Origin of the sequence: Thermofilum sp. (assembly GCF_038871435.1) — an archaeon.
GTDB classification, from domain to species: domain Archaea; phylum Thermoproteota; class Thermoprotei; order Thermofilales; family Thermofilaceae; genus Thermofilum; species Thermofilum adornatum.
Genome location: NZ_JAVZIC010000003.1, coordinates 1 through 25,907, shown reverse-complemented (window position 1 = coordinate 25,907; position 25,907 = coordinate 1). Strand labels below are relative to the sequence as shown.

Here is a 25,907-nt window from a genome sequence, read left to right as displayed (position 1 = left end):
ACCTATAAGATTTTCGCATGCCCACAGTTTTGGGCAAAAGGTAATATTATGGCTGTGTTGTTAGATAATGGGTAAGATATGTCTGAGAAAAATGTGTCTGGTAGGCTTCCAGTCCCGTTTGACCAGTCCAAGATAGGCCTCCTTATAGGCAAGGACGGGACAAACAAGGCGAGGCTAGAGGAAGCATTCAATGTCAAAATTGAGGTTAAGCCAGAAGAGGGCATAGTCTACGTGGAGCCACGTGAAGGCGCAACACTATACAACGTCTACGTGGCAGAAAAGGCCTTAAAGGCTCTTTCCATAGGCTTCAGTATTGACGACGTGTTGCTCTTGAAGGACGACGTCTATGACCTAGAAATCATAGACCTAGGAGAAGTGACAAAAAACCGAGAAGACTTGATGCGCATAAAAGCCCGGGTGATAGGTACCGGGGGACGCTTCAAGAAGGCCCTAGAGGACATGACTGGCGCAAAGATCGCTGTAGGCGAGAAGCAGATCGGAATAATTGGTGACTTTGAGCAAAACAAGCTCATCAAGGATGCTTTGACCAGGCTAATTGCTGGCCAGAGCCATCAAGCAGTGATGAAGTTTTTGGAGCGATACAGCTTTGAACTTAAGAGGAGGAGGATGGAGCTTTGGGAACGTATACAAGGGATGTGACTTGAGTTTTAAAGACTCGTCCGTTAGGGAAGTCCTAGAAGACGTTTTTGATCAGAAAACAGTTCTGGCTGTTGTTTATCTAATGAATAAGGGAATTCTCTCCAAGCTCTACGGCACCGTCTCAACAGGTAAAGAGGCCAGGGTCTACTGGGGGAAGGGCAGAAACGGTGAAGACCTCGCTGTCAAGATATACCTGATTGTGACTGCTGAATTTAGGCGTGGTAGACTGAAATACATAGTTGGAGACCCTAGGTTCCAGGGTGCAAGCCTCAGGGGTAGGGAACTTATTTATCAATGGGCTAGGAAGGAGTATAGAAACCTAAAGAGAGCAGTGAGCTTCGGCATCCCTTCTCCAAAGCCAATAGCCGTACATGAAAATATTCTTGTCATGGAGTTTATAGGCGAGGACGGGGTTCCCGCGCCACTCTTGAAGGATACAACACTGCAGGACCCCGAGAAAAGCTTCCGCGAACTTAAAGAGATAATAGAAAAAATGGTTCTAGAGGCTGAAATCATACACGCTGACCTGAGCGAATACAATATACTTGTCAAAGAAAACGATGAGCTAGTCATCATAGATTGGGGGTCGGCTGTACTTACGTCGCATCCAAATGCACGTGAATTTCTCCTCAACGACATAAGAAATGTCTACAGGTTTTTTAAAGAAGAGCTCGGCGTAGAGACAGGCCCCCCAGAAGACTTCTATAACTACCTGGCTACACGCATTAAATGATTTCCAGCAAGTGTTTAATTTTGTCCCTGCTTATCAGGGCGCCGCCAGCCGCCGGGTGCCCGCCGCCCTCGAAACCAATTTTCCTAGAAAGCTCCTGGAGCGTCCTCCCCACATCGATGTCTTCCGTTAACCTGCGGAATGAAACCTTGTACTTGTCCTCCGAGAATGGGACTGCCACGCCGAGCATCTTCTTTGATTTTACTCTCTGCGACACAGCATAGGAAAGAATACTAGCCAGGGGGCCAGAATACTTTGGCGTAGCCTCTTCAAGCACCACGAGCACAGTGTCCCTTCCTTGTAGAGATATCTCGTCGAACTTCTCGTGGGCTAGCGAAATAAGCTTCGCTAGCTCTTTCCTATAATTCTTCGCTATGTCCATGGCCCTTATCAAGTGGGTCCCCCTGTCCCCCAGGTTTATGGCTAGGGCTGTGCCATACGCGTCGAGCCTTCCGAGTGCATTCAGCAACGAAGAATACTCGCGCAGATCCCACAGCGGGCTTTCAGGCTTCTCAGTCAAAAGGTAGTAGTTGTAGCCACGGATCCTCTCCACAATCTCCTGTGCCTCTTTTGGCGAAACATCATGATCCCACACCAAGTATTTGACAAGCCCTGTTACAAGTATTGATACCTCTTCGCCACTCAATGAGCCCACAGTTCTAAGGTTGTCACCGTTTTTCGGCTCTATACCGATGCTACGCAAGAAATTGTAGCAAGCGGTCTCGTTTCCTGTTAGACCCGGGATAAAGGGATCCATCGTGCTTGCAAGTGCCTGTACAAGTGGTCGACTTGATCCGCCGAAGAGTCTTAGGCCTATTCGAGCTTCGATTTTTCCCTCTTTAACAGCCTCGTCCAAGACCTCTCTATTTATGCCCTTGAAAGAGCGTTTTTCACCGTTGTCTAGCCTATCGCCGAGAGCCCCCACAATGGCAAGGTGAACTAGGCTTTTTACTTCCTTGTAGTCTCTGAGAAAATAATAGGTAAGAGTAGAGGAGCTAGTTTCCTCTGACCCGTTTATGCCGGCTAGATAGGGATTTATCTCGACTATTTTGTCGGTGTCCTCGGGGGCGGAAGGTATATGGTGGTCTATGACGAGTACCTTGTGTTTGTCCCCGATTCTTTCCCTGATTAGGTTCTTGTATCCGCTACCAAGGTCGAGAAAAACAACGTAGGAATAGTTCTCAAACGGTAGCTGGGCAAGCGTCTCTGGATAGACCTGTTCAACAAATGTCGCGTGGAAAGGTACATCATTTTTCTTCAAAAAATATGCCATTAGTGAAAAAGAGCTTAGCCCGTCCGCGTCGTAATGTGAAATGATGAGCACTTGGTCATTCTCGCGTCTTACCTCTTCAACGAATGAACGGAAACGACTCTTCAGGCTTTCAAGCGATGCTTGCACACTCAACAATAACCCCGTTACAAAATAACGCGGAATTTTTTAGGTTTAGGTGTAGAGCGCTACCTTGGACGGGTCGTATTTCCAGTCTGGGGGGAGTATGCCCTCCCTCTTATAGTACTTTGCAAGTCTGTGTATCTTGCTTTCTATTAGCTGTAGCCCCCTCTTTGAGTGATAGTCTTTTGGATGCTCGTCAAGGTGCTTCCTTACCCTTACGGCTCTTTTCATGAGGTTGAGGAGATCTTCAGGGATTTCTGGCGCGAGTCCCCTTTCCCTAAGTATCTGCAGGACGCTTTTACCGGTAACAGCTTTGACAAGGGGAATGCCGTATTGGTCGCGGAGGATAGTGCCGATCATTGACGGCGGATAACCCTTCCTGTGGAGGGAGACGACTAGCTCCTCTACCTCTTCTGGCCTCATTTTTATCCATTCTGGTTTTTCGAGGCGTGCGGGTCTAAGGGAGCCAGACCGGCCCTTCTCTTTACTCTTCCTCATTGTAATCCCAACTCTATTAACAAAAACTGTTTAAAAGAGTTTCGGTTTTGCATGGGGAGACATGCAAGACAAATATTAAATGTTTTTCAACCACAAATTATCGATGATACTATACGAATTCGAGATAAAAGAGATACTAGAGAGCATTGGTTTACCGGTAGAAAAATCATGCCTTCTAAACGACCCCATCGAGGGGACAGAACGATGTCTAGAAGACTTGTCGCCGCCCTTTATTGTTAAAGCACAGGTACGAGGATGGGGCAGGGGCAAGGCTGGACTAGTAAAGACTGCGAACAGCATAGATGAAGCCTTGAAGATCTCGCGGGAATTTCTATCGAGGGATTTCCGCGGAGAAAAGATACGATACGTTATGGTTTCAGAGAAGAAGGCAGTACAGAGAGAAATGTATCTATCATTCATGGTTTCCTCGCTACCCCCTGGCTATCTCCTGCTTGCCTCCAAGTACGGGGGCGTAGACGTAGAGGACCTCGCCAGAAAGCCAGGAGGCCTCCTCAGGATCTTTATTGACCCCTTTGAGGACCTAAGGGACTACATGGTGAGGAGAGTAGCCAGCTATCTGGAGCTACCCTACAATCATGTTGCAGACATTATCTACTCGCTCTGGAAAGTATTCAGAGACTACAACTTCACGTTGCTTGAGATAAACCCATTAGCATTGACTGACCAGGGGATCCTGGCCTTGGACAGGAAAGGAATAATTGATGACGACTCGTTAGGCGACAAAAAGCTCGCAGGCATAGCCCAGAGGTACTATTCAGAACTCGATGCCCTTGGACGCACAGCTGTAGAGAGAGGGTTCGCGGCCGTCAAGCTGGATGGAAACATCGCCGTTATAGGGAACGGCGCTGGACTGACAATGGCCACGCTAGATGCTGTAAACGATGCTGGTGGGAAGCCAGGATTCTTCCTGGATCTAGGCGGAGGCGCAGAGATGGAGAGAGTAAAAGAGGCTGTGAAACTTGTCTTAGGACAGAGTCACATAGACAGGGTCCTCATAAATATCTTGGGAGGAATAACCAGATGCGACGAGGTAGCCCGGGGAGTTGTAGAGGCACTACGTGAGACAGACAACAGAAACGTGAAAATTGTTGTGAGGCTCTCAGGCTTCATGGAGGAAGAGGGCAGAAGAATCCTGTTGGACGCGGGGATCAAGCCTTATGATAATCTCGAAGATGCAGTCGTAGAGGTGGTGAAATAATGGCTATACTTGTAGATGAAAATACAAGAGTGCTCGTGCAGGGAATCACTGGGAAGCAGGGAATGCTTCACACATCGCAGATGTTAAAGTATGGGACACGCATCGTTGCAGGCGTCTCTCCTGGAAAGGGGGGCACAGTCGTTGAGGGGGTCCCAGTATACAATTCCGTGGAAGAGGCCCTTGAAAAACACCCAGACATCAATACATCCATTATATTTGTCCCGGCACGCTTCGCGCCAGACGCCGTCTATGAGGCTGTCGACTCGGGAATCAAGACAATCGTGGTCATAACGGAACATATACCTGTCCACGAGACAATACGCTTCGTCAGGTACGCCGCAACCAAGGGAGCTACGGTAATCGGTCCAAACACTCCTGGGGCAATCTCTCCAGGGAAGTCAAAGGTTGGGATAATGCCTGGAGACTATTTTAAACCTGGAAGGATAGGCCTGATCTCTAGGAGCGGCACGTTAACCTACGAGATCTCCTTGAAGCTTCTAAAGGCCGGCTTAGGAGTCTCGACAGCGGTGGGGATTGGCGGAGACCCTGTTACGGGGCTATCTTTCGAAGACGTCTACAAAATGTTCAAGGGCGATCCAGAGACAGACGCCGTTGTAATCGTGGGCGAGATAGGCGGGGGCAAAGAGGAAAAATTCGCACAATACTATGCAACTGATACTAGCAAGAAGCCCGTGGTAGCTTACATAGCAGGCAAAACAGCGCCGCCCGGCAAAAAGATGGGCCACGCTGGGGCAATAGTGTTTGGCTCCGAGGGAAGCTATCCAAGCAAGGTGGAGGCCCTATCAAGGAGCGGCGTAAAGGTTGCCGGCAGCCTCGGCGAAATAGTACAGCTGGTCAGAGAAGCCATGCAGAGGACACATTAGCCAAAGGTTATCCTTGTATACTTCTCTCTTTCTCCGCTTAGAACCCTGAAGATCCTATCTGGAGGATTACCGTTGAGAACATATGTGGCTATCCTGCCCCTCTCAATGATATTAAGCGCATAAAGGTCTATTAGACGGTACTCGCCCGCACGTTGCCCCGACACAAATTTTCTCTTTAGCTCCCCGACAGATATCTCCTCGAGAAAACTTGCCTCCGGATGCTTTTTGGGGTCCTCCGTGTATATACCGTCAACGTCCGTAGCTATAATGAGCTCCGCGCCCAGCGACTCGGCCGCCAGGGCGGCAGTAGTAGTAGTCGACTGGCCGGGCTGGAGCCCACCCATAAAGATAACCTTCATCCCGAGATTAACCAGCTCGTGTAGCCTTCTCAGCGTGTCTGGAACCAGCGGCAACGTTCCATAGAAAGCCGTATGCATGAGTGAAGCGTTGAGCCTGCTTACTTGTATACCTATCTCGTCAAGCAGACTCTCGTTGACGGCAAGCCTCCTGCCGACCTCAATGTATCTCCTTGCAACCTTGCCCCCACCGACCACCACAACGATTTTTCTGTCCGATGCCTCGCTGTACTTCTTCAACGATGCGAGAAAACTCTTCACGTATTCTTCGCGGAGCTCTCCCCCCTCAGCGAACAATAGAGACCCGCCAAGCTTTATAACTGCTGGACGCATATTGCTCTCCATCTACGACGAGCACCACACACTCTTAAGAATATTTCTTGTGACTCCCATGGAAGTGGTACAGGGGAAACATACATGGCAAACATACCTTTAAAAACCATTTACATGCTTAAAGAGTAGACACTTTAGGTGAGCGGAGACAATGAGAGAGGATGTAGAGAGATTCAAGCTGGAAAAGCTAGTCGAGGAGCTCAAAAAGAAGGAGGGAAGAGGGACAGAGCTCGTATCACTATACATACCAGCCGGCAGACCTATCAGCGAAGTCGTAAACACGCTCACCTACGAGTACGCCACGGCTTCAAACATAAAGGACCGGGTCACAAGGCACCACGTACTAGACGCATTGGCATCCATAATTAGCCGCCTAAAGATGTTTAAGGAGACGCCGCCAAACGGCTTGATAGTCTTCGCTGGCTACGTCGCTGGAGACGTGCCCGGCCGAGAAAAAATGGAGATTCACCTCATAGAGCCGCCTCAGAAGCTGAACGTCTGGCTCTACAGGTGCGACTCTAGATTCTACACAGAGATACTCGAAGACATGATAAGAGTGAAAGAGGCCTACGGGCTCATCCTCGTGGAGCGAGACGAGGCAGCAATAGCGATTCTCAGGGGCAAATCGCTAGAGGTGGTTGACGAGCTTACGGCTGGCATCCCGGGAAAGCACAGGAGCGGTGGACAGTCGGCCAGGAGGTATGAAAGAGTAATTGAGCAACTTGTACACGAGTTCTATAAGAGGCTAGGCGAACACGCCAACAAGATATTTCTACCGATAAAGGACGAACTAAAAGGCATAATCGTTGGCGGCCCCGGCTTCTCGAAAAAAGAATTCGTAGAAGGCGACTACCTCCACTACGAGCTACGCCAAAAAGTAATCGGAGTATTTGACGTTGGGTACGGCGGGGTCTCGGGCCTCTACGAGCTACTCGACAAGGCGCGGGACCTAATAAGGGACGTACAGTACATGAAGGAAAGAGAAACAGTAAACAAGTTCCTGTACCACTTGGCCCGAGACACAGGGCTAGCAATATACGGAGAAGAAGAGGTTCGACAGGCCCTACAGCTGAACGCTGTCGACACGCTCCTCGTATCAGAGGCAGTAAACAAAGTAAGGGTCCACGCTGTATGCAAGACATGCAAGCACGAGTTCCAGGCGACACTCAACAATGAGGAAGAGGCAAACAAGCTGACATGCCCCAAGTGTGGCGGCGAGGTCGAGATACTAGAGAACAAGATGATAATTGAGGAGCTGGCCGAGCTGGCAGAGAACAGTGGCGCAGAAGTTGTACTGGTCTCGACGGAGTCGGCAGAGGGGAAAGAATTCTACAAGACATTTGGGGGCATAGCTGCCATACTGAGATACAAGCTACAAAAGTAAGAAAATGAAAAAGAAAGAGCTCGAGCGGATCCTAAATCTTGTCCCCAGGCATCCTTCTCCAAAGATACATTTTGAACAGTACTCTACTCCTGCGACCCTAGCGGCTACGATGCTCTGGATAGCCGAGGAGCACTACCACGACATATCCGGCAAAAGGGTTGTCGACCTCGGGAGTGGCACTGGGAGGCTTGGGCTGGGCGCCGCTGTCCTGGGTGGACAGACACTTCTTCTAGACATAGACTACGAGGCGTTGCAGGTTGCACGTAGTCAAGCTGTACAGCTAGGAATCTACGATAGGGTGGATCTTGTTGCAACAGACGTTTTGCATCTCCCATTTAGGGAGAACATTGTATTCGACACGGTGATCCAGAACCCGCCCTTTGGGGTCCACAGGAAGGGGAGCGATGTAGCTTTCCTAGAGAAGGCCCTGGCCCTAACAGAGACCATTTACAGCCTTCACAAGGCAAACACTATCAGCTACATTAGGAGCTTCCTCAGGAAACACCACCCTTCCCTCGTCATCGATGTGCTCCTCGAAGAAGAAATATGCATACCCCCCGAATACGTGTTTCACAGGAAAAGGAGACACTGCTTCAAGGTCTCCCTTATCCGTGTATACAGGCCTAGACAGTAGCAGGCTCATAATAATATATATGGGTGCAAATTCACTTTTCAAAGTGGTGTATATGGAGACCCCAGACAAGAAGCAGATAGTCATACCTGGCGAGGAAATAGCGACGATCGAGGAGTATTCTCCGGGAAAAAACGTGTTCCAAGACGCCGGCGACGGGCTGATAAAGTCGAAAAAAGTCGGAAAGCTACGGCTCGACGTAAAGACCCACGTTGCAGAAGTCGAGAGCATGAAGACCCACAAAAATGTACTTACGAAAAACGAGGTTGTATACGCTGTGGTGGAGCGGTTCGAGGACCCAATCGCCGTCTTGAGGATCATATATTCAGAAAGCAAAAAGACCCCAATAGTCCCATCCGTGACTGGCATCCTGCATGTAGCAAATGCTAGCAACTCGAGGGTACGATACCTTTCAGACGTCTTCGGCTATGGAGACATAGTGAGGGCATACGTTGTAGAGGAGGGCGGCCCACCGTTCTACCTGTCGACCAGGGGGCGACAATTCGGAGTAATCGTGGCAAAGTGCCCTAAGTGTATGTCGTCCATGAGGAAACGCGGCATAGTGCTTTACTGCCCCCAGTGCGGCTACAAGACAAAGAACAAGAAGATAAGCCTGTACTATCTCTTAAAGTAGCAGGGCGCCTAGCGATGCGAGGCATTACCCTCACTCTGAACTTTGACACTCCCGAGGAGGCCATTTCCTTTTTGAAGCTAATAACATCTAGGATAAAATACTCCGGGCTTTACGGTGAGATAAAGGGCAAAAAATTGAAGCTATTCATCCCAGAGAGCCAGAGAACCGAAGAAGTCGTAAACGAGGTAAAAACCCTATACAGGGAACTGCACGGCGCAAAAAACGCCTTCCAGAAAAAGAGATTTAAGATTCAAACAGTCCTCTCACTGGCAAAGCTCGAAACAGCCATACCGGTACCCGTCCTCGTAGACATTATCAAGCTACAGGGCAAACACGCGAGGCTAGCTGGGGAAACGATAGAGACAAGCCTTGAGCTCAACGAGCTTGTAAAACTCGCAGAACAAGTCTCATCAGCTTACCACTCAGCGATACATATGCCACTAACATCCTCTGCTAGGAGGCTCCTAGTTGTCGCCTCCCTGACGCTTGGAAAAAATCCCGAAGAAACGGTTAGCTTACTGCTCTCAAGAAACCTTTTGAGGGAAGAAGACGGTACGCTGAGCCTTTCCATGGACTATGAGCGGAGCCTTGAAAAGCTGAGAGAACTAGTAAAACAGTCTACATGATGTATGAAAAGTTCCTGTCAGAGACCCTTTTCTTTAGCTTCTCGTTTATCTTTACCTCGAATTCTTTCACAAACAGTATCCTGAGCATACGCTCAGAATTTGAGATCCTCACTTCGGCTGAGTAGCCTAAAGACACGGTCTTCTGGCCGTCGAGAATCATATTTGCCGGGTGTGCCAGTATCCTTACGCCTATGGTTCCGCCGTGGATCACTAGCGGGCGGAGCGCGGGCGACAACGCGCCTGGAAAAAGCACCTCTAAAAGCTTCTGGCCGACATCGAGGATCACCGGCCCGCCATAGGACAGGGCGTGCCCAGTGCTACCGCTGGGCGTAGCCACAATTATCCCATCCGACCTGCCGTGGTAAAGGCCCAAGCCATCCAGCGAGAACTCGAACTCTATCAGCTTGCCCGGGAGAGCCCAGATACACAGCTCGTTGAGAAAGACCCCCTTCTCGTCTCCATAGGCGTACTCCCCCAGGGCAACATTCCTGGTGGAGTAATTCCCCTCGAGAACATTTTCCAGCACCTTTTCCGCGTCGCGTATACTGTGTGGAAGCAGGTAGCCAAGGCTGTCGGCCGCAAAGCCCAGGATAGGCGGCAGGATACCGCCACTCTTCTGGACAATCCTGAGAAACGTCCCGTCCCCGCCGACAAGTATCCCTAGGTCGGCTTTTGTGGCCTCGTTCTCGCTTAGCTGTTCCACAGGTATCTCGTGGCCCAGGAACGGGTCAACGTATACCTCGACACCCCTCGCCGCGAGGAAATCGTATATCTTCTTTGCCCAGCCGGCCGCCACCGGGTCGCCTGCCCTCGCCTTCAGCCAAACACTACGTATAGACATCTATAAGCTCCTAGAACTTATTAACACTCGATATTAAAAAATTTTAGATGTGCCTTGCTGCCAGCTCTTATCCTCGCCGCATCCTCTTGAGGTACTCGCTTAGGGGCTCCCTTATTACTATGCCTTTGCCAGAGACAATGTCAAAGATGTATTTGCTGGGCTTCACTGGCGCCCACCTAGCCTTCCTGATGTACATAACCCTCTCGACGTTTCCATATATCTCCTCGATACCCAGCACGATGATCCCAGAAGCCAGGAACTCCTCTACGCCGAACCTGCTCAGCTTCGTGCTACCAGTAGGTATCTCGCTAGTCATGATGGTTGTCAGCTCCCCGGTCTTCTCTATTGCGAAGACCATTTCTCTCAGGAACTCCCTTGCATAGAGAACATCCTCTTCTTTCCCACCGTAAACAAGAGGCGCGATCGGGTCTATGACAAGCCTCTTCGCGTTTATCTTCTTTGCCGCTGCAAGTATCTGCTCGATGATGTACCTGGGCTCGATGTGCTTCCTCTCGTCCCTCATGTAGATCTTGCTGAAGTGGGTCCTCATGTCCACAAACATCAGCTTCCTAGAGGATATTAGATCCCTCAGATTCCACCCAAATATCTGGAGGCCGCGGAGCAACTGGTTCGTCGGCTCGTCTATAGCTATGTATAGCCCCGGCTCGCCGTTAAGTGCGCCATGCAACAGGAACTGGATAGAGAGGATTGTTTTTCCACAGCCAGCCTCTCCAGCGACCAGGTATGTCTTCCCCCTCAGGAAGCCTCCCGCAAGAATCTCGTCAAGCCCTGGTACACCCGTCGGTGCAAACAGTGCCTTACGGGTTACCAGCGCCTGCTGGTAATTATAGGTGTACGGGTCGTCCTGGTATGGCAACTCGTCGACTGCCTGGGGGACAGCAGGGACACTGGGCACAGCGGGGGCTGGAGGCACCTCCTCTGGTATAGCCTCTGCGACCCGAGTATCGTAGCTCTCCTGGACTGGGACGGGCTGTGAAACAACCTGTGTAGATGCGGCCGGCTGCACGGCCTGGACCTGCGTGGGCACCCTGCACAGCGGATTATATGGATCGGGGACTTGCGTCTTAAGCTTGAGGCAGTACTGTCTAGACTTTATGTATAATGGACACCCAATACACGAAGACCTAGCAGGTTTACCCATGTCCGCCAATTCGACCACTATTTCTGAATTTTAGAAATTGTTGCTTAAATATGTATCTTTTCAACGCCAGAGAAAAAATCAGACATCCTCAACCCTCTCAGCCGACAACACTGCCTCTAGAAGCCTGGCAAAAGTGTTAAAAGCGGCCCGCAGGCTAGAAACGTCCCCAGAAGTTATCTCTACAAGCATCTTTCCCTCCCCAGCAAGCCTAGCCACAGCCCTTGACCTGTATCTCGGAGCCGCCCCAGTCTCGGGCAAAAATGCACGGTAAATCCACTCCACGCGGTCAGGGTCGCCCTCGACCTCTAAGACAGCCCTGAAACGACCATTAGCGTCGTCCACACGCATATTAAAGCATTTCCTTTACTGGCAGAAAAGCTTTTATGTATTATTGCCTTTGTCCCTAGCCCGGTAATAGCGGACAGACTTGACCAGCATCCTTGGACCAATATAGGCGCCGTTCTCGTAGAACTTTAACACGAACAAGAAGTCCCTCCCCTTCACGGGCTCCACCAGGAGAGCCCTTCCCGACAGGCCTCCAAGCTCGTCCACCCCAACGACCCCCACATACGTCAAGTCAAACATAGAGGCAATGTCCAGCCCATACTCGGACTCCTCCCCAAGCGAGTACACATACACATCCGACGAGGCCCTCGGGATACGCTTGTCCCCCGAAAACACGACCCCGCGGAGATACAGAGTAGCCGGGATCCTCCTAGCCACTTCTCCCCCAACATCCCAGGCCGCAATCCTCCCAGGGTTGCCCCCAAGCCCCCTATACACGACCACAAGCCTCCTAGCACCCATATACCTAGCCAAAGCCAGCATCTCCCCAAGGCTCCTACCACCCCTATTAACCCTCCTCGCCCCCGGAAGACACATGGCAAGCTCACGCGCAAGCCTCCTCACATGCACAGTATCATGCCTACAAGTAGACACCACTACCCGCCACGCCATCCAGTATAACAAGACACAGCAAACTAAATACCTTTACCCCGACAAACCCGGCCACGAGAAAAATATAAATAACAACAACCAACAAAAAACAAGAAAACCCTTGGGCCCGTAGCGCAGTTAGGAAGCGCGGCGGCCTTCTAGGCCGAAAAACCGCGAACAACACAAAACACGAAGAAAGCCGCAGGTCCCGGGTTCAAATCCCGGCGGGCCCGCCATCAAAACATTATAACACACAATAAACACAAGACACACAGCCAGAACCCCTGCAAGACCAAGACAATGACGTGGGAACCCCGCGGGAATTCCAAAGGAACCAGCAATCAAAAAACTCACTTACTATTCATTTCCGACTGGTTCTCTTTGCCTCCAGCCTCTTCGCCTCGAAATACACATAGACCCCAACAAGGTAGGCCTCCGTCAACGGGTCAAGAGACACCCATAGCTCCCAAAAATACTCCTTACCCTTCTCCGTAACCAGGTACCCCTCCCTCCTCTTCTCAAGATATCCCTCCTTCACAACGTCAATCCCGAGACCAACGGGCCTATACTGCGAGGAGTCACCATCAATCAGCCCCAACAAGAGCCCCCACAATTTTCAACCCATCTTCTTCTAGAACCCTCCCAAAGAACTACGTCGCCACACCCACTCATTTGTTTTTTGTCCCACCACACATAGCACAAACAAGATCCAGAGAAAGACAACTCAAGAACAAAACCACATAAGCCAAGAAACAAAAAACAGAAAAACCATAAAAACAAAGCCATCACATAGCATAACATCGTTATCATTTATAATAACAATGTTATCACAAGTATTTTAAACAGAGAAAAACAAAAATAACAAAGTTATACACAAACATAACAAAATTATTACTTGCCAATTCACAGCACTCAAAAACAGCCCTGCGTCTTCACCTTTCAATTCTTTCTTAGTTGCATCTTTTCGTCATGGCCGACATTTATGTCGCAACGTATAACATCCTTCAATTCTTTCTGAGTTGCATCCGAAAAGTTTTACCCATGCGTGGCTTAAATTTTTTACGCTTTTTCCTGCAAGAAATCTGCAAAACAGCCCTAGCACTCAAAATCACACATTAGAAACTTCTGAAACTTCCCAAACGGGAAGCTTCCCGAAACACCCCGTTTGAAGTCGGGACTTTTTCCCGTAAACCTAAATTTAAAATAAGCTTCCCGACGAGAAACTTCATAAATAACTTTTAGTTTGCACGTAGGGAAATAGTTGACAAAAACTTATCCATGTTAACTTGGCAAGGTGACAGCGTCGATACAAGGACAATTATGGGCCGCTAGGGCATGCTTGTCTGTTTTTCTCTGTTTTCTAGGCATGTGTAGATCTCTGCTAGTGCTTCTAGTGTTTGTCTGGGTGTTTTGCCTGCTTTTTGCCTGAAGGCTTCGAATTCTTGGCGCGGCACGGCTCCGCCCTCGAGTATCCTGGGGACGACGTGTCTGTGTGGGAAGAGCTCGACGTATAGCTTCATGAGCTCTAGGGGGTCGGCGCCGTGGCGCCTAGCAGTGTCCTCGAACCTGAGGCACGGGTTAACGTTTGCGCTGCGGCTCCTGAACTCTGCGGGTATGTAGAGGCTCGCTATGACGGGCTGTAGCCCCCTCCTGACTACTAGTGCCTGGCCGTATGCGAGCTTTCCGAGGAGGCCGGCGTCCCTCCAGCCCGTGACTGTGGCCAGTGTCTCGAGGTTGTCTGGGTCGTTGGTCGCGAAGACCATGAGTGTGCCTGCGTCCGCGAGCTTCCTGGCTACTCTGGCGAGGCTGTGGCCAACGGCCCATATCGAGACGTTGTACTTCCTGAGCTCGTCCGCTATCCTGTTTGCGACCTCTGTGTCTCCCAGCCTGTCTGCCTCGTCTAGGACGATTATCCCGCTCCAGCCTCCCCTCACGGCGGAGAAGTATGCCAGGTAGAGCGCCGATAGGCTGAAGATGTTCTTCGCCTCTTCTGGCAGCGGGCTGAGGTCGACCACTGTCCTCCCCCTGGGCAGGACGCCGTGGCCGAGGAGGGCTGGGTGTATCATGGGCCTAAGCCTCCTAATGAGGGCGCCCGCAGCAGCCCGCTCGTCCTCCTGCCTGGAAGAGGACAGCAGCTTCTCTACGTGGCTGTAGGCGTCCAAGAGTGTCCCGCTCTTCTGGAGAGCCGTGTAAAGCGTGTAGGCGACTATTGGCGACGCCTTCTCCCTCCACGCCGCCTCTATAACGCCCAATATGACATTGTACGCGACGTCTACGCCCATAGCGAGGGGGTTAATGAACAGGTCTACCCCAGCCTCGAGGACCCTGTAGCCGTGCCTCTCGAGGAGCCTGTGCTCACCCGTGACGTCCAACACGAGCACGTTCCAGCCCTCGAGCCTGCTAAGCAGGTAGTCCAGGAAGCTGCTCTTCCCAGTCCCTGGAGCCCCGATAATCGTGAGGCTGTTGTCAGAGCCCTCCCGAAGCCTCAGGCTGTAGCCGTGGAAAACAGGGATCTCCACTGCCCCGCCAGCCTCGCCAGTATAGCCGCCAGAAACCAGGCCACGAGTAGCAATATCCACGTCCAGCGGCGTAAACACGTACAGCGGGTCAAGCCACGAAACCCTGGCAAGCAGGGGCGCCTTCAGCCTCGAAAACTTCTCGGCCAGCCCCCTGCTACCCTTCCCAAAGACCACCGCGTAGCCCCTATACACAGAGCCATACAGCAGGGCACTAGAAACATACGGCTCAAAAGCACTCGGCAACCCGTACCTATACGCCCTCTGAAGCCCCTCATAGAACTTAGTAGCGTCACGCCTATACAGCACGAGGCCCACGTGGCCCCTAAGCGGCACAACAACAGGCACACGAACCCTCAAAAAACGAGCCTCCGGAAACAAGGGCTCAACACGCCAAACCCTCCACCCAGCACCAACAGCAACCTCCTCAAAGACCCCCGCATCCCTCTCCCCCACCCCTATCAGCAAGCCCCTACCAAAATTAGCCACACCAAGCCTCCTAACCCCAGAAGCAAAAACAGGCCCAAGCCACATCTCCCCAGCAACAGCATCAACACCAAACCACACCGCCATACCAAAAACACATACAACAAAAATAAAACAAGAAAAACCCACAAATTCAAACAAAAGCTACCTTAAAAACAAACAAAACACAGGACAACGTATTTTTTATCAAATGTGTAGCGACACTCTTTTCTCTTCCCAAAATCGCAAAACCATATCAATGGCAAATCACAAAAATATGCCTCTTTTTATTAAAATTGCTATGTGATAGCGGTTTTTTACGAAGTTATAGAAATAAAAACCTGGCAATATACAAACAAACATAATGAGAGTCCCTGCAGGAGGATTGGATGCTAGACCTCTTCAGACAAGCTACGAGAAACTAATGAGTAAAACCTTCTCATTGGCTACTGAGTGGCTGGAAAAGCATGCAACGAAGAGTGATGTTGTTGTCCTGTTTCCATGTGGCTCCTCGAGGGCTGAGCTTCTCAGACGCTTATTAGTAAACACACAATACTTTTCCAAAGCCTACGTCTACAAGGGCTTCAAAGAGAAACTCGAGTATCCAGGTCAGGAAGTCGAGGAATATGAAAGCATAGATGAGCTAGCCGACAAGCTGAAGAACAAAGCTGAGAAACCCTTAGCAGTTGTCCCTGAGAGCTCCTTTGACGCACTCCTACTGAAAGACAGGCTGAAGCAGGTGTCGCCGAATATCAGAGTAAAGCTCCTCTATCTACCCGCCCTGTACAGCAGGGCTACCAAGGAGCTCAACTGGCCCAGCAAAGATGTGGAGAAGCTCGCCAGAGTAGAGCTCACTTGGCTCGAAAAAGCCTACAAGTTGAGGCCGAGTGATAAAGGCTACTCCTCGACCCTCCTCAGAGACTGGAAAAAGGAGGAGCTTGAAGAGCTGAAAAAGGCAAAAGAGGCTATTCTAGCGCTGAGCCTAGGCAAGCTTGGACTTAAAGATTACTTGCCCGAGATTGCGGGCGAGATGATACCTGATTTCCTACCAGCACCTCTTGGAACACTAGTAGCACTAGCCATGGATCAACTACTTGGGCTACTTGTAAACTTAAACCTCCGCGAAGTCGCTCAAAAACTCAATGAAAAAGTTGGCGAGGTGCCACCTGAGGACGCCGAGGAGTTTGCCTTAAGGCTTTTAGAGGGATGGACAAGGCCAAAGGCAAGGAATATTGTGGCCATGGGCCTAGCAAAACTTGTTATAACAGCCCGGAAGGCAACATCCTACCTACACAGAGAAGAGTTAGAGACAGTAGTAGACCAGGTGGCGCTGGAATGGGGCATGGATGACACCACGTTCAAAGTCTTCGTAAAGAACCTCGCGAAGCTTGCAAGCGGAGAGGTAGTGACGAGGGAAGAACTGAGAAAGGAGCTAAAGAAGCTAGGGAGCAAAGAATTTGAAGAACTGTTGAAGCAACTAATTGAGAAGCGCCTAAGCGAGATTGAAAAAGAGCTAAACGGTTTGAGAGGAAAGGTTGAGGCCCTTAAAATCGGTGTAAAGCTGTTCTATGCACACGAGCTTGAGGCAGGCTTGCTCTACCCCAACTTCAAAGTGGAGAGGGGTAGGCCCGTAGTCGTGAGCCAAGAGGAGATGGGGAGGGTTGAAGCGGAGCTTGTGACTGCGGGCTCCTTTGAAAAACTGGCTGGAGAAGTCGTAAGGAGATTAGAGGGGGGCTTTGTAGTCCTTGAGGGGCCGAAGGGTATTGGCAAGTCTACGCTTGCGACTTACACAGCCTGGCTAGCGCTATTGAGGGGACATGCCGACGCAATCCTCTACGTATACAAGCTCGACGTAGGGGAGGCTTTGAGGCTCGAGAACTTGATGAAGAATACTGGGAAGAGGTTCCTCGTGCTCTACGACCCCTCACCACTCCACGCCTACTACAAGCCAGGTGCTTTCGCGGGAGAAACGCGGGAGACTACAAATACAGAGAGTATCAAGAATACTCTGCAAGAGCTCCTTGAGCTAGCTAGGAGTGAGACTCGTGTGCCTGTACTCGCTGTGCTATCCAGCGACCTCTACAACCAACTCTACGAGGAGCTGAGCCCCCAGCTTAGGGAGTCACTTAAGACCCATACTTTGCACATAGACCTTAGGGATCATAGCTTCCTAGAAGAGATAATTAAGGCATATTCGGGTTGCCATAGAGACTTCAAGGAGCTAGCAAAGACCATCGCAAGGTTCGAGGGGGGCTACACACTAATAGCGAAGTATGCAGGCCTAACGCTACGCAACAAGGGATGCAGGATCGGAGAAGTGTGGAAATTAGTTGAAGAAGCTAAGGGAAAGCCGAAGCTTTTCCTCGCTTATTATCTGTGGAGTATACTCCTCAAAGGCAACGAGAACCTGGCGAGAAGGGTTGCTGTGCCTTTATTGCTACACGCGGCTTTTGGTCCTATCCCCGAGGGCATAACCTACTTGACGGCAGCTTCGAGAGAACGGCCCTGGCGCTTCCTCGAGCCCAGTGAGATCGAAGAAAAAAGATTCACACTCCAGGATTTGAGGGACGAGGAGTTGGAGCCTGTAGCCAAGTGGCTCAGCGTTAAGCACGAGGATTTAATGGAGGAGATGCTGAGTGAGCTTTGTGGCTTCGAAGGCAGGGAAGCGAGGATATTGTACGCGCAACACTTGCCAAAACTGGCTGGCTACCAGCAAGTCTTAGGCAACGAGAAAGGTGTGCTAGAGTGGGCTTTAAACAAGGTTATCGATGAAAAACGCGAAGCAGGTACCATTAAGCTGGATGAAGCGCTCCTGCACTTCACCGGTGAGAGACTTGCAACAGCACTCAAATCCTACACAGCTAGCTGCTGGCACAGGCTAGCACTAATAGCTGGCTTCGCTCTTGCGGTCCATCTCTCAGTTCCGCGTACGCCAAGCGTACGCACTAAGGTTCTACCCATTGAGGCTTTTGAGCCCTGCGAAGCGGAAAGCTACCTTCTTGTAGGCGGCGAAATCCCGCCGCTAGTCGTTAGAGTTGTACTTCAAAGGCCGAGCGTGCTCGCGCATCCTCTTGCCCACTGGCACGGGGAGGCGGCAAAGGAGCTCGAGAAGCTTTGGGAGGCCTGGCGTAGCAGAGGTAAGGCGTACATATACGAGTTGCTCTATGGACTTGGCCTAGCCCTCGCGGTCGCTGGTGCAGCTGACATAGGCAAAAAAGTTGAGACCTGGGAGGCTGAGATCGCGCTTCATACCGCAGTCACTGATGTTCAACGAGTCTTCGATGTAGAGTGCACTAAAGCTATTCTAGATTTTTTTAGGAGACTTGAAGAGCTAGCACCTCACTGCTACGTTCACCTAGTGTCTGCAACTTCCGAACTTCTTGAGCTCGAGAAGGAGACTGCTCATAAGATAGCTGAGTCTCTCGAAGAAGCAGTCGAAAGAGAGGAGCTCAAGGTAAGGGGATGGCCACTGGTAGAAGCTGTTAGAGCATACTCTAACCTCCTCACAAAGCATAGAGAACACTTCTTGGGAGAGGAGGAGCGACTACAGGAGATGATGTGTAAGCTCCTTGAGTGGTTGGAGGGTCAGCTCCGGGATATAGCCGAGGTTTATGCGCTTCGACCAGTGCTTATGGAGGGCTTGAAGCCATGCGGTGGCGCAGACCCGGCGGGCAGGGCTGAGGAACTCCTCAAGAGACTTGAAGAAATTGAGAAAGAGAAGCCAAATGGGCAGGTTGCAGAGTGGGCAACAATACGGGTATTCAAGCTGGATGAGTTCAATCTACTGGTGAAGAGGCACATAGGATTGCTTACTTTCACGCTGGCATGGTACAAGTTGAAGAATGATGATTTGGAAGTTGCTAGGAAGTTTTTCAGAAGATCCGCTGAAATCGAGAGAGAGCTTGAGCGTCGGGGGTATTGCGTAGCAAGTTGCTCGCTGTCTAGTCGCTCACTGGTTGCGCGCTGTTATATACTTAGTGCCAGGAACTTAGAAGAGCTTAGGAAGAGAGCTAGAGCCTTCAAAGAATTATGGAAGGAGGCGAAGAATAACGAGAGGCCGGAAATGGCATATCTCGTGAAGGAGTCTGCAACTCTAGCATGGTATCTCGTCTCCCTAGCGCTAGAGAAACGCGTAAGTGAGAGCTCTGAGCTACTGGAGAGAGAGGGATGGCTCCTCCAGTTCCATCCTTACTTTGGCGTCGCCGTCAAGCTATTCCTCGAGCTACTGGGAGTGGAAGTGGGGAAGCTTGAAGCACGGGAGATTGTAACTGCACTAAGTAACGATATTAATGGTGAACTACGGCAGAGATTTTTTGAGGCTCTTTCCGGTGCCATACATGGAGATAAAGAAGATACCTTTTTACAAGGTTTTCGAGAGTGGCTGGGGAAGGAGGTGGATAAGCAGTCTTTGAGTAATGACTCTGAGGGGCGCGAGACTGTTAAGCGTTTTTACCGTGAACTACTTGACTTTGTAAATAGGCGTGGTGCGAACGCCGTGGTGCAGCTCTTGGCGCCTCTAACCCCACGCGCAAGCTTCACTCTAATGCTCTGGTCACTAGTCAATGGCGACGAGGAGCTTGCGAGAGCGTATGCGAAGTTAACATGGATACTCAACGAGAGTAAGCTTCTCCGCAGGCTTCTCCGCGAGGCGGCTGAGGCACGGAGCGAGGAGGAACTCAAGCTCGCTCTCATGAAGCTCTTCTATCTTCACTTCTAGCCCTAATACTTACACTTCTGCCTAAGGTTTTATTCAGATCTGCTTCTCGATTAGAGCGACCCTGCAGTGGATGCTACGCTTCTGACATTAGCCTTTGATGACGCACATATGCTATTGAAACCTTCTTATAATCACCGTGTGGCCGGCTACTACTATTCACGTGCTATTCCTACAAGTTTAGAATATCTATAATCGCTGTGTTTCCTCACAAGCAACTTTGTGCAAAAAGGCAGACAAGCTAGTAACCATTTGGTGAACATTGATATCCCCAGAACAGTGGAGGATTCGACGGGAACAGGGCAGATTGCAACAATGAATGAAATGGAAAGCACAGCAACACAGCGCTCAGACAAACTCACAACAGTATACTCATTCACGTCAACATATTTATGAGTATAGACTAGCATTGCGTTCAAGTTCTGTGTAGCGCAGACTTATATGGTGAAATTTTTAAAATTTTTTGTCGAAACCGTAATATGGGGATAAAAATTAGCATTGTAACACCGAATACTGCCTCGATCCAGGCTCCTCCTGCAAAGTTCCATAAAAACCCTGTGTTTACTGCTACAAAGCTGTTTCGTCAATTATCTAAGTCTGACTCAAAAATTTTAACAAGCGCCTGGGAATTATTTAAGTATTACTATAATAACAAATGCGATAAAGATTACAGCCTAATCTGCGATCAAATTAAAACAAAAGCCGGACGATTCTCAAAGAAAATCCTTGGTAAGCCAATAGAGTATCTCACAGATGAAGACATTGAAGCCGCTGTCATTCTTTTCACAATATTGTCCAATGGCTCGCCCGAGAAAAAACACCTGGAAAAATTTCTCGCAACAGCCTTTAACAACTATATTGAAGAATCAAAACGCGTCGCCGATATTAGTTCCTCTCCAATACTTAGCAAATGCATATGTCTTTCCTATGTTGTTATTGATCAGCTAGAGGAAAAAGCGCTTCTATCGGATTTGAAATATAGATGCGAAGATAGCAACATGGCTAGATATTTCACCTTTTGCACCTACTCCTATTTCGCAGAAGCTCTAAAAATCTACATGAATCGAGACAAAGATCAGGCCGAAAGAGAACTCAAGAGAATAGAAAACTGGATAGAAAGATACATTAAGCAACGTTCTCCTAGCGTTCATCTTTCAGCTTTAAACATGCTAACATACGGTCTTATTGCAGAGGTCGCGCAAAAATGGAGAGAAGAGATAAAAATAAAGCTCTTTGAAAAATTGCTTACCGACCTTGATGCCTCAAAGCCTAGATTTTTGACTAAAAGTACCTGGATAATAGTTGAACTAGCACTCTTGGCAAATCATCTTAAATCTGTCCATTTTGTTTCAGGTGATAACATTATTATCTCCCGAAATCAAGCAAAAGAGATGCTCAATGTCTTAAGCTCCTTGGAATCATTTCTCGAAAGAAAATATGAGATAATCTCATCTGCATCGTCTCTAGCTTTAAGTATTATCGGATTTATCATGAAGTTATATGAAACATTTACAGCACCTAGCCTCCAAAATATTGTAGCCGTTCTTCTATTTTTCATAATTTTAGTCTTAATGGGTAGGTTGACATTTGATCTAATAGGCGATAGGAAAAAAACTAAAGAACTTCAGCAGCATCTCAAAAATTTAAAAGAATTTTTCAAATCATCAGAGCATATAGGAAGCAATGAGAGCGAGGACAATGTCGAGTAACCATGCTTCATCTGGCGAAAAATTGTCTCGACCAGGAATTTTGTTTTATATCTTTTTAACAGATGAGAAAGCTCTAGAAAAATTGAGAGTTAATGCAATTCCATTATCCGTGCAGAAGCCTGAGAAAGGTTATCCTCTAATCTTCAGAGATTTGCTCCCATCGTTGAGACTAATAGGTATCGATGCGTTTCCGCATAATAACTTGTTGTATTTTATGTTTGGCAACAACCAAAAATCAATAATAAATGATTTAAGAATCACTCTTGATAGGTTCTACACTAACAGCAAGGATGCTTTAACTTATACATGGAGGACGCCCTCTTTAGAGGAACTAATCTCATACGATAATCCAAGCCACTTTGTCATTACTAGGTCTCTCCTCTATTCTTATTTTAAAAGAACATGGCGAAACAAAAGCAGGATAATACTATTAAGAAGAAGCATGGTTAGAGAAGGACTGAGAGTCTATCTTACCTGCGAAGACGTCGCTAGTTCAAGCGAGTATAATTACAGAATCTGCACTGGGCTAAGAATCCTTTTTGAGGTCACACCAAAACACAGAGGCTACTTGTGGTTCGACATTATAACACAAGCATTTGAAGAAAATGAAATTGATAGGGAAACTAAACCCCTTTCTCACAGAGAGATGAAAACACTGAGCAAAAGGTTATCAATAAATCTTTACGATAAGTACTTGCAAGAAACAAGAATGAATCCAAGAGACCGCGCAGAAAAAATAAATGATTTATTGAAAAATTACCTAAACGTTGATAATGTAATCTCGATTAATGATTACATTTATAATCCTCTTGGTGAGAGGTTTGAGGAAATAACCCTTAAATTCAAAAAGTTACATGATATATCTTAGTTCAGGTGTATGACTCAAAGTATATATAAGGTCATTCCTGGTTTTTTCGTCAACCTTAGATATGATCGTGGCAACTCTCTGTGCGTATTTAATTACATAGGGTAACTTTGGCCAATAAGTGTAGGCCTCCCAGTCTAACTTGTTCAACAGAAGAATCAACCTGCCAATATATATGGATAGGCTTTGGGGATCAGAGTCGGCAATGCGGCTGGCATATATTTCTACTTCAATTGGTCTAGGTGTAGCCTTGTAAAGCGGAATCTCCTCCTCATTCCAACTGCTCCTTACAAAAGCTCTCCCAGTTGTCACTAGGACTGCTTTTAGGATTCCAGTATCTTTGAAAGAATTCAAGTAATCTTTATCCAACAGATAGGTTCCCCTGTATGGACCCCAATCTTTTGTTAGAGTATTATATATTCTCTTTGGAAAACCGTAGTTTTTAACGTGAACAAGAAACCAGTCGTTTTCTCGTAGGACTTCACTTATCCCTGTCAGCTCTTCTTGAACAACAATCGGTGTTTGGAAAATAACGAACCTCCTGATAGTTGGAATCCGTTTTTTGCAAGAATCGTCTATTCTTTCAAGCAGTTCTTCAACAGTTTTTCTTGGTATGTATATTCCTTTAGACTTAAGAATGTCTTTGTCTAGTTCGTTTAAATTATAAGTGCTTGTTGTTAAAAAACTTTTAATTTCCTTACCTAAAAACGCAATTGCAAATGCTACACCGACAATGTATCCTTTGTCCATTCTAGCGGTAGCAAGACCTATTACAGCTGTGTTTTGAAGAAGGGGATCCCCTGGTATCCAGGGGATCCCCCCTGCCTTAGCATATAGCTGGACAATGTTATTGTAGATATATGCCTTATAGGCATTGCAATTGTAGAGGTTTTCTCCCTTTTTGCTTTTGCATTCCTCCAGCATACTTCGGATCTTATTTATATTAATAAAGTGTGTAGCGACTCGATGAATTATGGAACTAGCTTTTGCTTTAGCAAATAAATTTTCACAAGACCCCTCATTTGAGTAACCGATTACACCACCCACAATGACTTTATCGTCTTGCCCAGCCATCTCTAATGCATTAAGTATCTTTTCGCAAAGTTTCGAGTAAGAGTCTTCATGATTCGGTTCAATATTCAACGTAAAGTTGAATCCTTTATTCCATTTTGTATATTTATAAATTCTCTCGAGAAGGTTTTCAACGATCTTGTCGTCTCTAAAAAAGAAAAATTTTAAGGTAGCCCAATAATGTTTATCGCTGGTATAAAATCTTTTTATAGCTGTAAATTCTCGGGGAAAAAGAAAAGAAGAATATGAAGAACCAAAATTGATTTTTGGCTCTCTTAGTTGCAACAAAAGGAAATTTCCCAGCTCATCTATAACTTTAAAGTCTCCCGTAGATACATACCTTTTCTCCCAATATTGCCCTGGCTCTTTTTTAGTGCCACCAACAAAGTCCATTAATAAAACACCTACACTAAGAAATTGCCTATATGACTTTAATAATTATTGTCTTGGCAAGAGTGCTTGCAACACTTGCTTACTCGCCATCTGAGCCACATCATCCTTCTATGAATCTAAACACGCCGTGCCAAAACAGCTAGCCATGATCAACGAGACCTTAAAAGACAAGGAACATGATAAGAAAGCATATGAATATTCTAAGGAAAGCTTATTAATCTTTAAATGCATTAGTTGCTTATGGCAGACAAAGTAGTTTTCACTAATTCTCCGCAATTGTTATTGAGTAGTAAGCTGGAAAGCTCCCAAGCTATACTGGAAGCTATACAAGAAGCTTCTTCAATCGCAACAGAGTTTACTAGAAGAGCATGCAGAGAACTGGGTTTAAACCCTAGCGTTGATGTCTTCCTTTCCCTTATCCGTTTCCGTGAGACGGATTTCGAGAGAAGCATAAATGATGGAGATAGGAAGATTAAGACTGAGATCTGTGGATACTACTATCCTGAAGAACACCTCATTGTTCTCTCGCTTCCCTGCATTGTTAACAGAGGAGCCAGCAATGTAGATGCCCAGAAATTAGCGGAAATACTTGCTCATGAGCTTATCCATCACTGCCAGTTCACCTCAGGGTATCTTTGCGATATCCACTTAGATGCGGAGCTTGCAACCCTGATACATCAAGTCTTACCATATCATGTAAGACCAGAAGAAGTAGAAGCTTTTGAGAAACAGGCAGATCTTGCCCAGAAGCTCCAATCCATAAAGGGCTTTGACAAGCTTACCGAGCTCGTTAAGCAACTTTACTTACCAGAAATAAAAACAATACTGGGCGGTGTCAAAGACTATAATAAGAGAGTGAAAAGCATCCTCGATACTCACTTAAAAACAGTTGTAGAAAGTCTCGTAAAGCTTACTGATGGTTTGACAGAAGAGAGAGAAAAAGTTATTGAAAATATTTCTTTGAAAATGTTCAAGTTAGCACAGACATTCTTCAGGACAACATATGTTAAAACATTTTTATTACCGGTTGTCGATGAAAATACCTTCACGACTTTCTTCGTAACAGATAAAAGTTTCGCATTGAGAATTATGTCAGATAAAAAAACAGTTTCTAATGAGCTTCTTGCACAGATTGCAATTCTTGATTACTACTTTAGCAATAATCCACCCCTCTTTACCCTCTACCTTAAGCCCAATCGGAAACCTACAATGCATGAGCTGAATGAGAAGGATATCTTTTCAGATTCTTTCCAAGGATTACTGTCTCGGCAGAGCACACTAACCTACGATGAACTCATAGATGGACGCATTGTAGCAAACGGCTTTGAGTATGAGGTCGGCACGGTGCGTCAGAGTAACGTTTTACAGAAAATCTGTGAGGAAGCCTGCACTAAGGAGAACATGAGAATATCACCCACGCTTAGTTTCACAGATTTTGCAGTACTACTCATCCTCGTTGGGTGGAAGCCGGGCGTCACACTTATGATAAAACAGCTCGAAGGGACTCATTGCTTCACGATTAAAGCTGAGCACTCAGAAATCCTAGAACCTTTTGAACTAGTTATTTGCGATGACATGAAAATAGAAGACAAAACTGCCGAGATTAGCGACACAGCGAAGAATCTGGCGGAAAAACTTAACCATGAAAGCTCCCTTAAAGACCTAACTGCAAAACTCCTCAAAGCTTTAGAAACCACCAGCTAGCCAAGTACTAGAGAATGCTAATCGTATAGTAGTGAAGCAAGGTTAGTCCTAATGAACGCCACTGGCAACTTTTCTTACAGCCTCCTTTAACATGACTTTGTCAACTTTCTCATTAATGATCCTGAATGCCTCACGAACTTCAGAAATTTCAGTCATAAGCATCTGCAAAGACTCGTAAGCCTT

The 25,907-nt window shown here is 47.8% G+C and carries 22 protein-coding genes and 1 tRNA gene; 13 read left to right on the top strand and 10 right to left on the bottom strand.

What is annotated here, in order from left to right:
* The first annotated feature begins 78 nt into the window (after positions 1–78).
* Both QXT17_RS04725 and QXT17_RS04720 read left to right on the top strand, forming a co-directional pair.
* A complete protein-coding gene (locus tag QXT17_RS04725) occupies positions 79–660 on the top strand; it encodes a KH domain-containing protein (RefSeq protein ID WP_342783343.1) in 582 nt (193 codons plus the stop codon).
* Between the two features lies 1 nt (position 661).
* Positions 662–1,393: a serine protein kinase RIO gene (locus QXT17_RS04720; protein ID WP_342783342.1), complete on the top strand. Its 732-nt coding sequence runs from the start codon at positions 662–664 to the stop codon at positions 1,391–1,393.
* Here QXT17_RS04720 and QXT17_RS04715 read toward each other — a convergent pair.
* Together QXT17_RS04715 and QXT17_RS04710 are read right to left on the bottom strand one after the other, a co-directional pair.
* Positions 1,386–2,789 (bottom strand): DHH family phosphoesterase, encoded by a 1,404-nt coding sequence (locus QXT17_RS04715; protein WP_342783346.1) that lies wholly within the window; start codon positions 2,787–2,789, stop codon positions 1,386–1,388. The two genes, QXT17_RS04720 and QXT17_RS04715, sit on opposite strands and share 8 nt — an antisense overlap.
* A gap of 45 nt (positions 2,790–2,834) precedes the next feature.
* The gene (locus QXT17_RS04710) at positions 2,835–3,281 is read right to left on the bottom strand and encodes a 30S ribosomal protein S15 (RefSeq protein WP_020962376.1); all 447 of its coding nucleotides are present in this window, start codon (positions 3,279–3,281) and stop codon (positions 2,835–2,837) included.
* 103 nt (positions 3,282–3,384) lie between these two features.
* Between QXT17_RS04710 and QXT17_RS04705 the strand changes: the two genes are divergently transcribed.
* Positions 3,385–4,500 (top strand): succinate--CoA ligase subunit beta, encoded by a 1,116-nt coding sequence (locus QXT17_RS04705; protein WP_342783341.1) that lies wholly within the window; start codon positions 3,385–3,387, stop codon positions 4,498–4,500.
* Positions 4,500–5,384 carry a succinate--CoA ligase subunit alpha gene (gene sucD, locus QXT17_RS04700; RefSeq protein ID WP_020962378.1) on the top strand — a complete coding sequence of 295 codons (885 nt, stop codon included), beginning with the start codon at positions 4,500–4,502 and terminating at the stop codon, positions 5,382–5,384. The genes QXT17_RS04705 and sucD overlap by 1 nt, the downstream gene beginning before the upstream one ends.
* Here the strand turns inward: sucD and pyrH are convergent.
* A complete protein-coding gene (gene pyrH / locus QXT17_RS04695; RefSeq protein ID WP_052887199.1) occupies positions 5,381–6,085 on the bottom strand; it encodes a UMP kinase in 705 nt (234 codons plus the stop codon). The genes sucD and pyrH overlap by 4 nt on opposite strands.
* Positions 6,086–6,224: 139 nt before the next feature.
* On the opposite strand from pyrH, the gene prf1 reads away from it, so the two are divergent.
* The 4 genes from prf1 to QXT17_RS04675 are packed head-to-tail and all read left to right on the top strand — an operon-like array spanning position 6,225 to position 9,348.
* Positions 6,225–7,457 carry a peptide chain release factor aRF-1 gene (prf1, locus tag QXT17_RS04690; protein ID WP_342783340.1) on the top strand — a complete coding sequence of 411 codons (1,233 nt, stop codon included), beginning with the start codon at positions 6,225–6,227 and terminating at the stop codon, positions 7,455–7,457.
* 4 nt (positions 7,458–7,461) lie between these two features.
* Positions 7,462–8,091, top strand: a complete 630-nt coding sequence (locus QXT17_RS04685) for an METTL5 family protein (protein ID WP_342783339.1) — start codon at positions 7,462–7,464, stop codon at positions 8,089–8,091.
* 52 nt (positions 8,092–8,143) lie between these two features.
* Positions 8,144–8,722 carry an exosome complex RNA-binding protein Csl4 gene (locus QXT17_RS04680; protein ID WP_342783338.1) on the top strand — a complete coding sequence of 193 codons (579 nt, stop codon included), beginning with the start codon at positions 8,144–8,146 and terminating at the stop codon, positions 8,720–8,722.
* A 14-nt stretch (positions 8,723–8,736) separates the two neighbouring features.
* Complete coding sequence (locus tag QXT17_RS04675; protein ID WP_020962383.1) at positions 8,737–9,348, top strand: DUF2067 family protein; 612 nt, start codon at positions 8,737–8,739, stop codon at positions 9,346–9,348.
* Here the strand turns inward: QXT17_RS04675 and QXT17_RS04670 are convergent.
* The 4 genes from QXT17_RS04670 to QXT17_RS04655 all read right to left on the bottom strand — a co-directional run bounded on the left by QXT17_RS04670 (position 9,341) and on the right by QXT17_RS04655 (position 12,308).
* The gene (locus QXT17_RS04670; RefSeq protein ID WP_342783882.1) at positions 9,341–10,189 is read right to left on the bottom strand and encodes an NAD(+)/NADH kinase; all 849 of its coding nucleotides are present in this window, start codon (positions 10,187–10,189) and stop codon (positions 9,341–9,343) included. The genes QXT17_RS04675 and QXT17_RS04670 overlap by 8 nt on opposite strands.
* Before the next feature lie 67 nt (positions 10,190–10,256).
* Complete coding sequence (locus tag QXT17_RS04665; RefSeq protein ID WP_342814500.1) at positions 10,257–11,369, bottom strand: ATPase domain-containing protein; 1,113 nt, start codon at positions 11,367–11,369, stop codon at positions 10,257–10,259.
* A 60-nt stretch (positions 11,370–11,429) separates the two neighbouring features.
* The gene (locus QXT17_RS04660) at positions 11,430–11,699 is read right to left on the bottom strand and encodes a KEOPS complex subunit Pcc1 (RefSeq protein ID WP_020962386.1); all 270 of its coding nucleotides are present in this window, start codon (positions 11,697–11,699) and stop codon (positions 11,430–11,432) included.
* A 33-nt stretch (positions 11,700–11,732) separates the two neighbouring features.
* Entirely contained in the window at positions 11,733–12,308 is a 576-nt protein-coding gene (locus tag QXT17_RS04655) for a hypothetical protein (protein ID WP_342814501.1), read from the bottom strand.
* A gap of 102 nt (positions 12,309–12,410) precedes the next feature.
* Between QXT17_RS04655 and QXT17_RS04650 the strand changes: the two genes are divergently transcribed.
* Positions 12,411–12,523 (top strand) — tRNA-Arg (locus tag QXT17_RS04650).
* Between the two features lie 125 nt (positions 12,524–12,648).
* Here the strand turns inward: QXT17_RS04650 and QXT17_RS04645 are convergent.
* Together QXT17_RS04645 and QXT17_RS04640 are read right to left on the bottom strand one after the other, a co-directional pair.
* Entirely contained in the window at positions 12,649–12,885 is a 237-nt protein-coding gene (locus QXT17_RS04645; protein ID WP_342784679.1) for a hypothetical protein, read from the bottom strand.
* A 730-nt stretch (positions 12,886–13,615) separates the two neighbouring features.
* Positions 13,616–15,376 (bottom strand): helicase HerA domain-containing protein, encoded by a 1,761-nt coding sequence (locus tag QXT17_RS04640; protein ID WP_342785667.1) that lies wholly within the window; start codon positions 15,374–15,376, stop codon positions 13,616–13,618.
* 256 nt (positions 15,377–15,632) lie between these two features.
* Here QXT17_RS04640 and QXT17_RS04635 point away from each other — a divergent pair, with 256 nt between their 5' ends.
* The 3 genes from QXT17_RS04635 (at position 15,633) to QXT17_RS04625 (ending at position 22,559) form a co-directional block, all read left to right on the top strand.
* On the top strand, positions 15,633–19,985 hold the full coding sequence (locus QXT17_RS04635) for a hypothetical protein (RefSeq protein ID WP_342785665.1): 4,353 nt from the start codon (positions 15,633–15,635) through the stop codon (positions 19,983–19,985).
* Positions 19,986–20,461: 476 nt separating this feature from the next.
* On the top strand, positions 20,462–21,691 hold the full coding sequence (locus tag QXT17_RS04630; protein ID WP_342814502.1) for a hypothetical protein: 1,230 nt from the start codon (positions 20,462–20,464) through the stop codon (positions 21,689–21,691).
* Complete coding sequence (locus QXT17_RS04625; RefSeq protein ID WP_342815811.1) at positions 21,681–22,559, top strand: hypothetical protein; 879 nt, start codon at positions 21,681–21,683, stop codon at positions 22,557–22,559. The genes QXT17_RS04630 and QXT17_RS04625 overlap by 11 nt, the downstream gene beginning before the upstream one ends.
* On the opposite strand, the gene QXT17_RS04620 is transcribed toward QXT17_RS04625, so the two are convergent.
* Positions 22,542–24,020: a hypothetical protein gene (locus tag QXT17_RS04620; protein ID WP_342814504.1), complete on the bottom strand. Its 1,479-nt coding sequence runs from the start codon at positions 24,018–24,020 to the stop codon at positions 22,542–22,544. The genes QXT17_RS04625 and QXT17_RS04620 overlap by 18 nt on opposite strands.
* A gap of 240 nt (positions 24,021–24,260) precedes the next feature.
* Here QXT17_RS04620 and QXT17_RS04615 point away from each other — a divergent pair, with 240 nt between their 5' ends.
* Positions 24,261–25,724, top strand: a complete 1,464-nt coding sequence (locus tag QXT17_RS04615) for a hypothetical protein (RefSeq protein ID WP_342814505.1) — start codon at positions 24,261–24,263, stop codon at positions 25,722–25,724.
* Positions 25,725–25,907: the final 183 nt, after the last annotated feature.

Bases quoted from the DNA above. Each gene is read 5' to 3' on its own strand.
- QXT17_RS04680 (WP_342783338.1), top strand. From the start codon at position 8,144: ATGGAGACCCCAGACAAGAAGCAGATAGTCATACCTGGCGAGGAAATA.
- QXT17_RS04705 (WP_342783341.1), top strand. From the start codon at position 3,385: ATGATACTATACGAATTCGAGATAAAAGAGATACTAGAGAGCATTGGT.
- pyrH (WP_052887199.1), bottom strand. From the start codon at position 6,085: ATGGAGAGCAATATGCGTCCAGCAGTTATAAAGCTTGGCGGGTCTCTA.
- QXT17_RS04615 (WP_342814505.1), top strand. From the start codon at position 24,261: ATGGCAGACAAAGTAGTTTTCACTAATTCTCCGCAATTGTTATTGAGT.
- QXT17_RS04710 (WP_020962376.1), bottom strand. From the start codon at position 3,281: ATGAGGAAGAGTAAAGAGAAGGGCCGGTCTGGCTCCCTTAGACCCGCA.
- QXT17_RS04660 (WP_020962386.1), bottom strand. From the start codon at position 11,699: ATGCGTGTGGACGACGCTAATGGTCGTTTCAGGGCTGTCTTAGAGGTC.
- QXT17_RS04725 (WP_342783343.1), top strand. From the start codon at position 79: ATGTCTGAGAAAAATGTGTCTGGTAGGCTTCCAGTCCCGTTTGACCAG.
- sucD (WP_020962378.1), top strand. From the start codon at position 4,500: ATGGCTATACTTGTAGATGAAAATACAAGAGTGCTCGTGCAGGGAATC.
- QXT17_RS04675 (WP_020962383.1), top strand. From the start codon at position 8,737: ATGCGAGGCATTACCCTCACTCTGAACTTTGACACTCCCGAGGAGGCC.
- QXT17_RS04670 (WP_342783882.1), bottom strand. From the start codon at position 10,189: ATGTCTATACGTAGTGTTTGGCTGAAGGCGAGGGCAGGCGACCCGGTG.
- QXT17_RS04685 (WP_342783339.1), top strand. From the start codon at position 7,462: ATGAAAAAGAAAGAGCTCGAGCGGATCCTAAATCTTGTCCCCAGGCAT.
- QXT17_RS04655 (WP_342814501.1), bottom strand. From the start codon at position 12,308: ATGGCGTGGCGGGTAGTGGTGTCTACTTGTAGGCATGATACTGTGCAT.
- QXT17_RS04625 (WP_342815811.1), top strand. From the start codon at position 21,681: ATGTCGAGTAACCATGCTTCATCTGGCGAAAAATTGTCTCGACCAGGA.
- QXT17_RS04640 (WP_342785667.1), bottom strand. From the start codon at position 15,376: ATGGCGGTGTGGTTTGGTGTTGATGCTGTTGCTGGGGAGATGTGGCTT.
- QXT17_RS04635 (WP_342785665.1), top strand. From the start codon at position 15,633: ATGAGAGTCCCTGCAGGAGGATTGGATGCTAGACCTCTTCAGACAAGC.
- prf1 (WP_342783340.1), top strand. From the start codon at position 6,225: ATGAGAGAGGATGTAGAGAGATTCAAGCTGGAAAAGCTAGTCGAGGAG.
- QXT17_RS04620 (WP_342814504.1), bottom strand. From the start codon at position 24,020: ATGGACTTTGTTGGTGGCACTAAAAAAGAGCCAGGGCAATATTGGGAG.
- QXT17_RS04630 (WP_342814502.1), top strand. From the start codon at position 20,462: ATGGGGATAAAAATTAGCATTGTAACACCGAATACTGCCTCGATCCAG.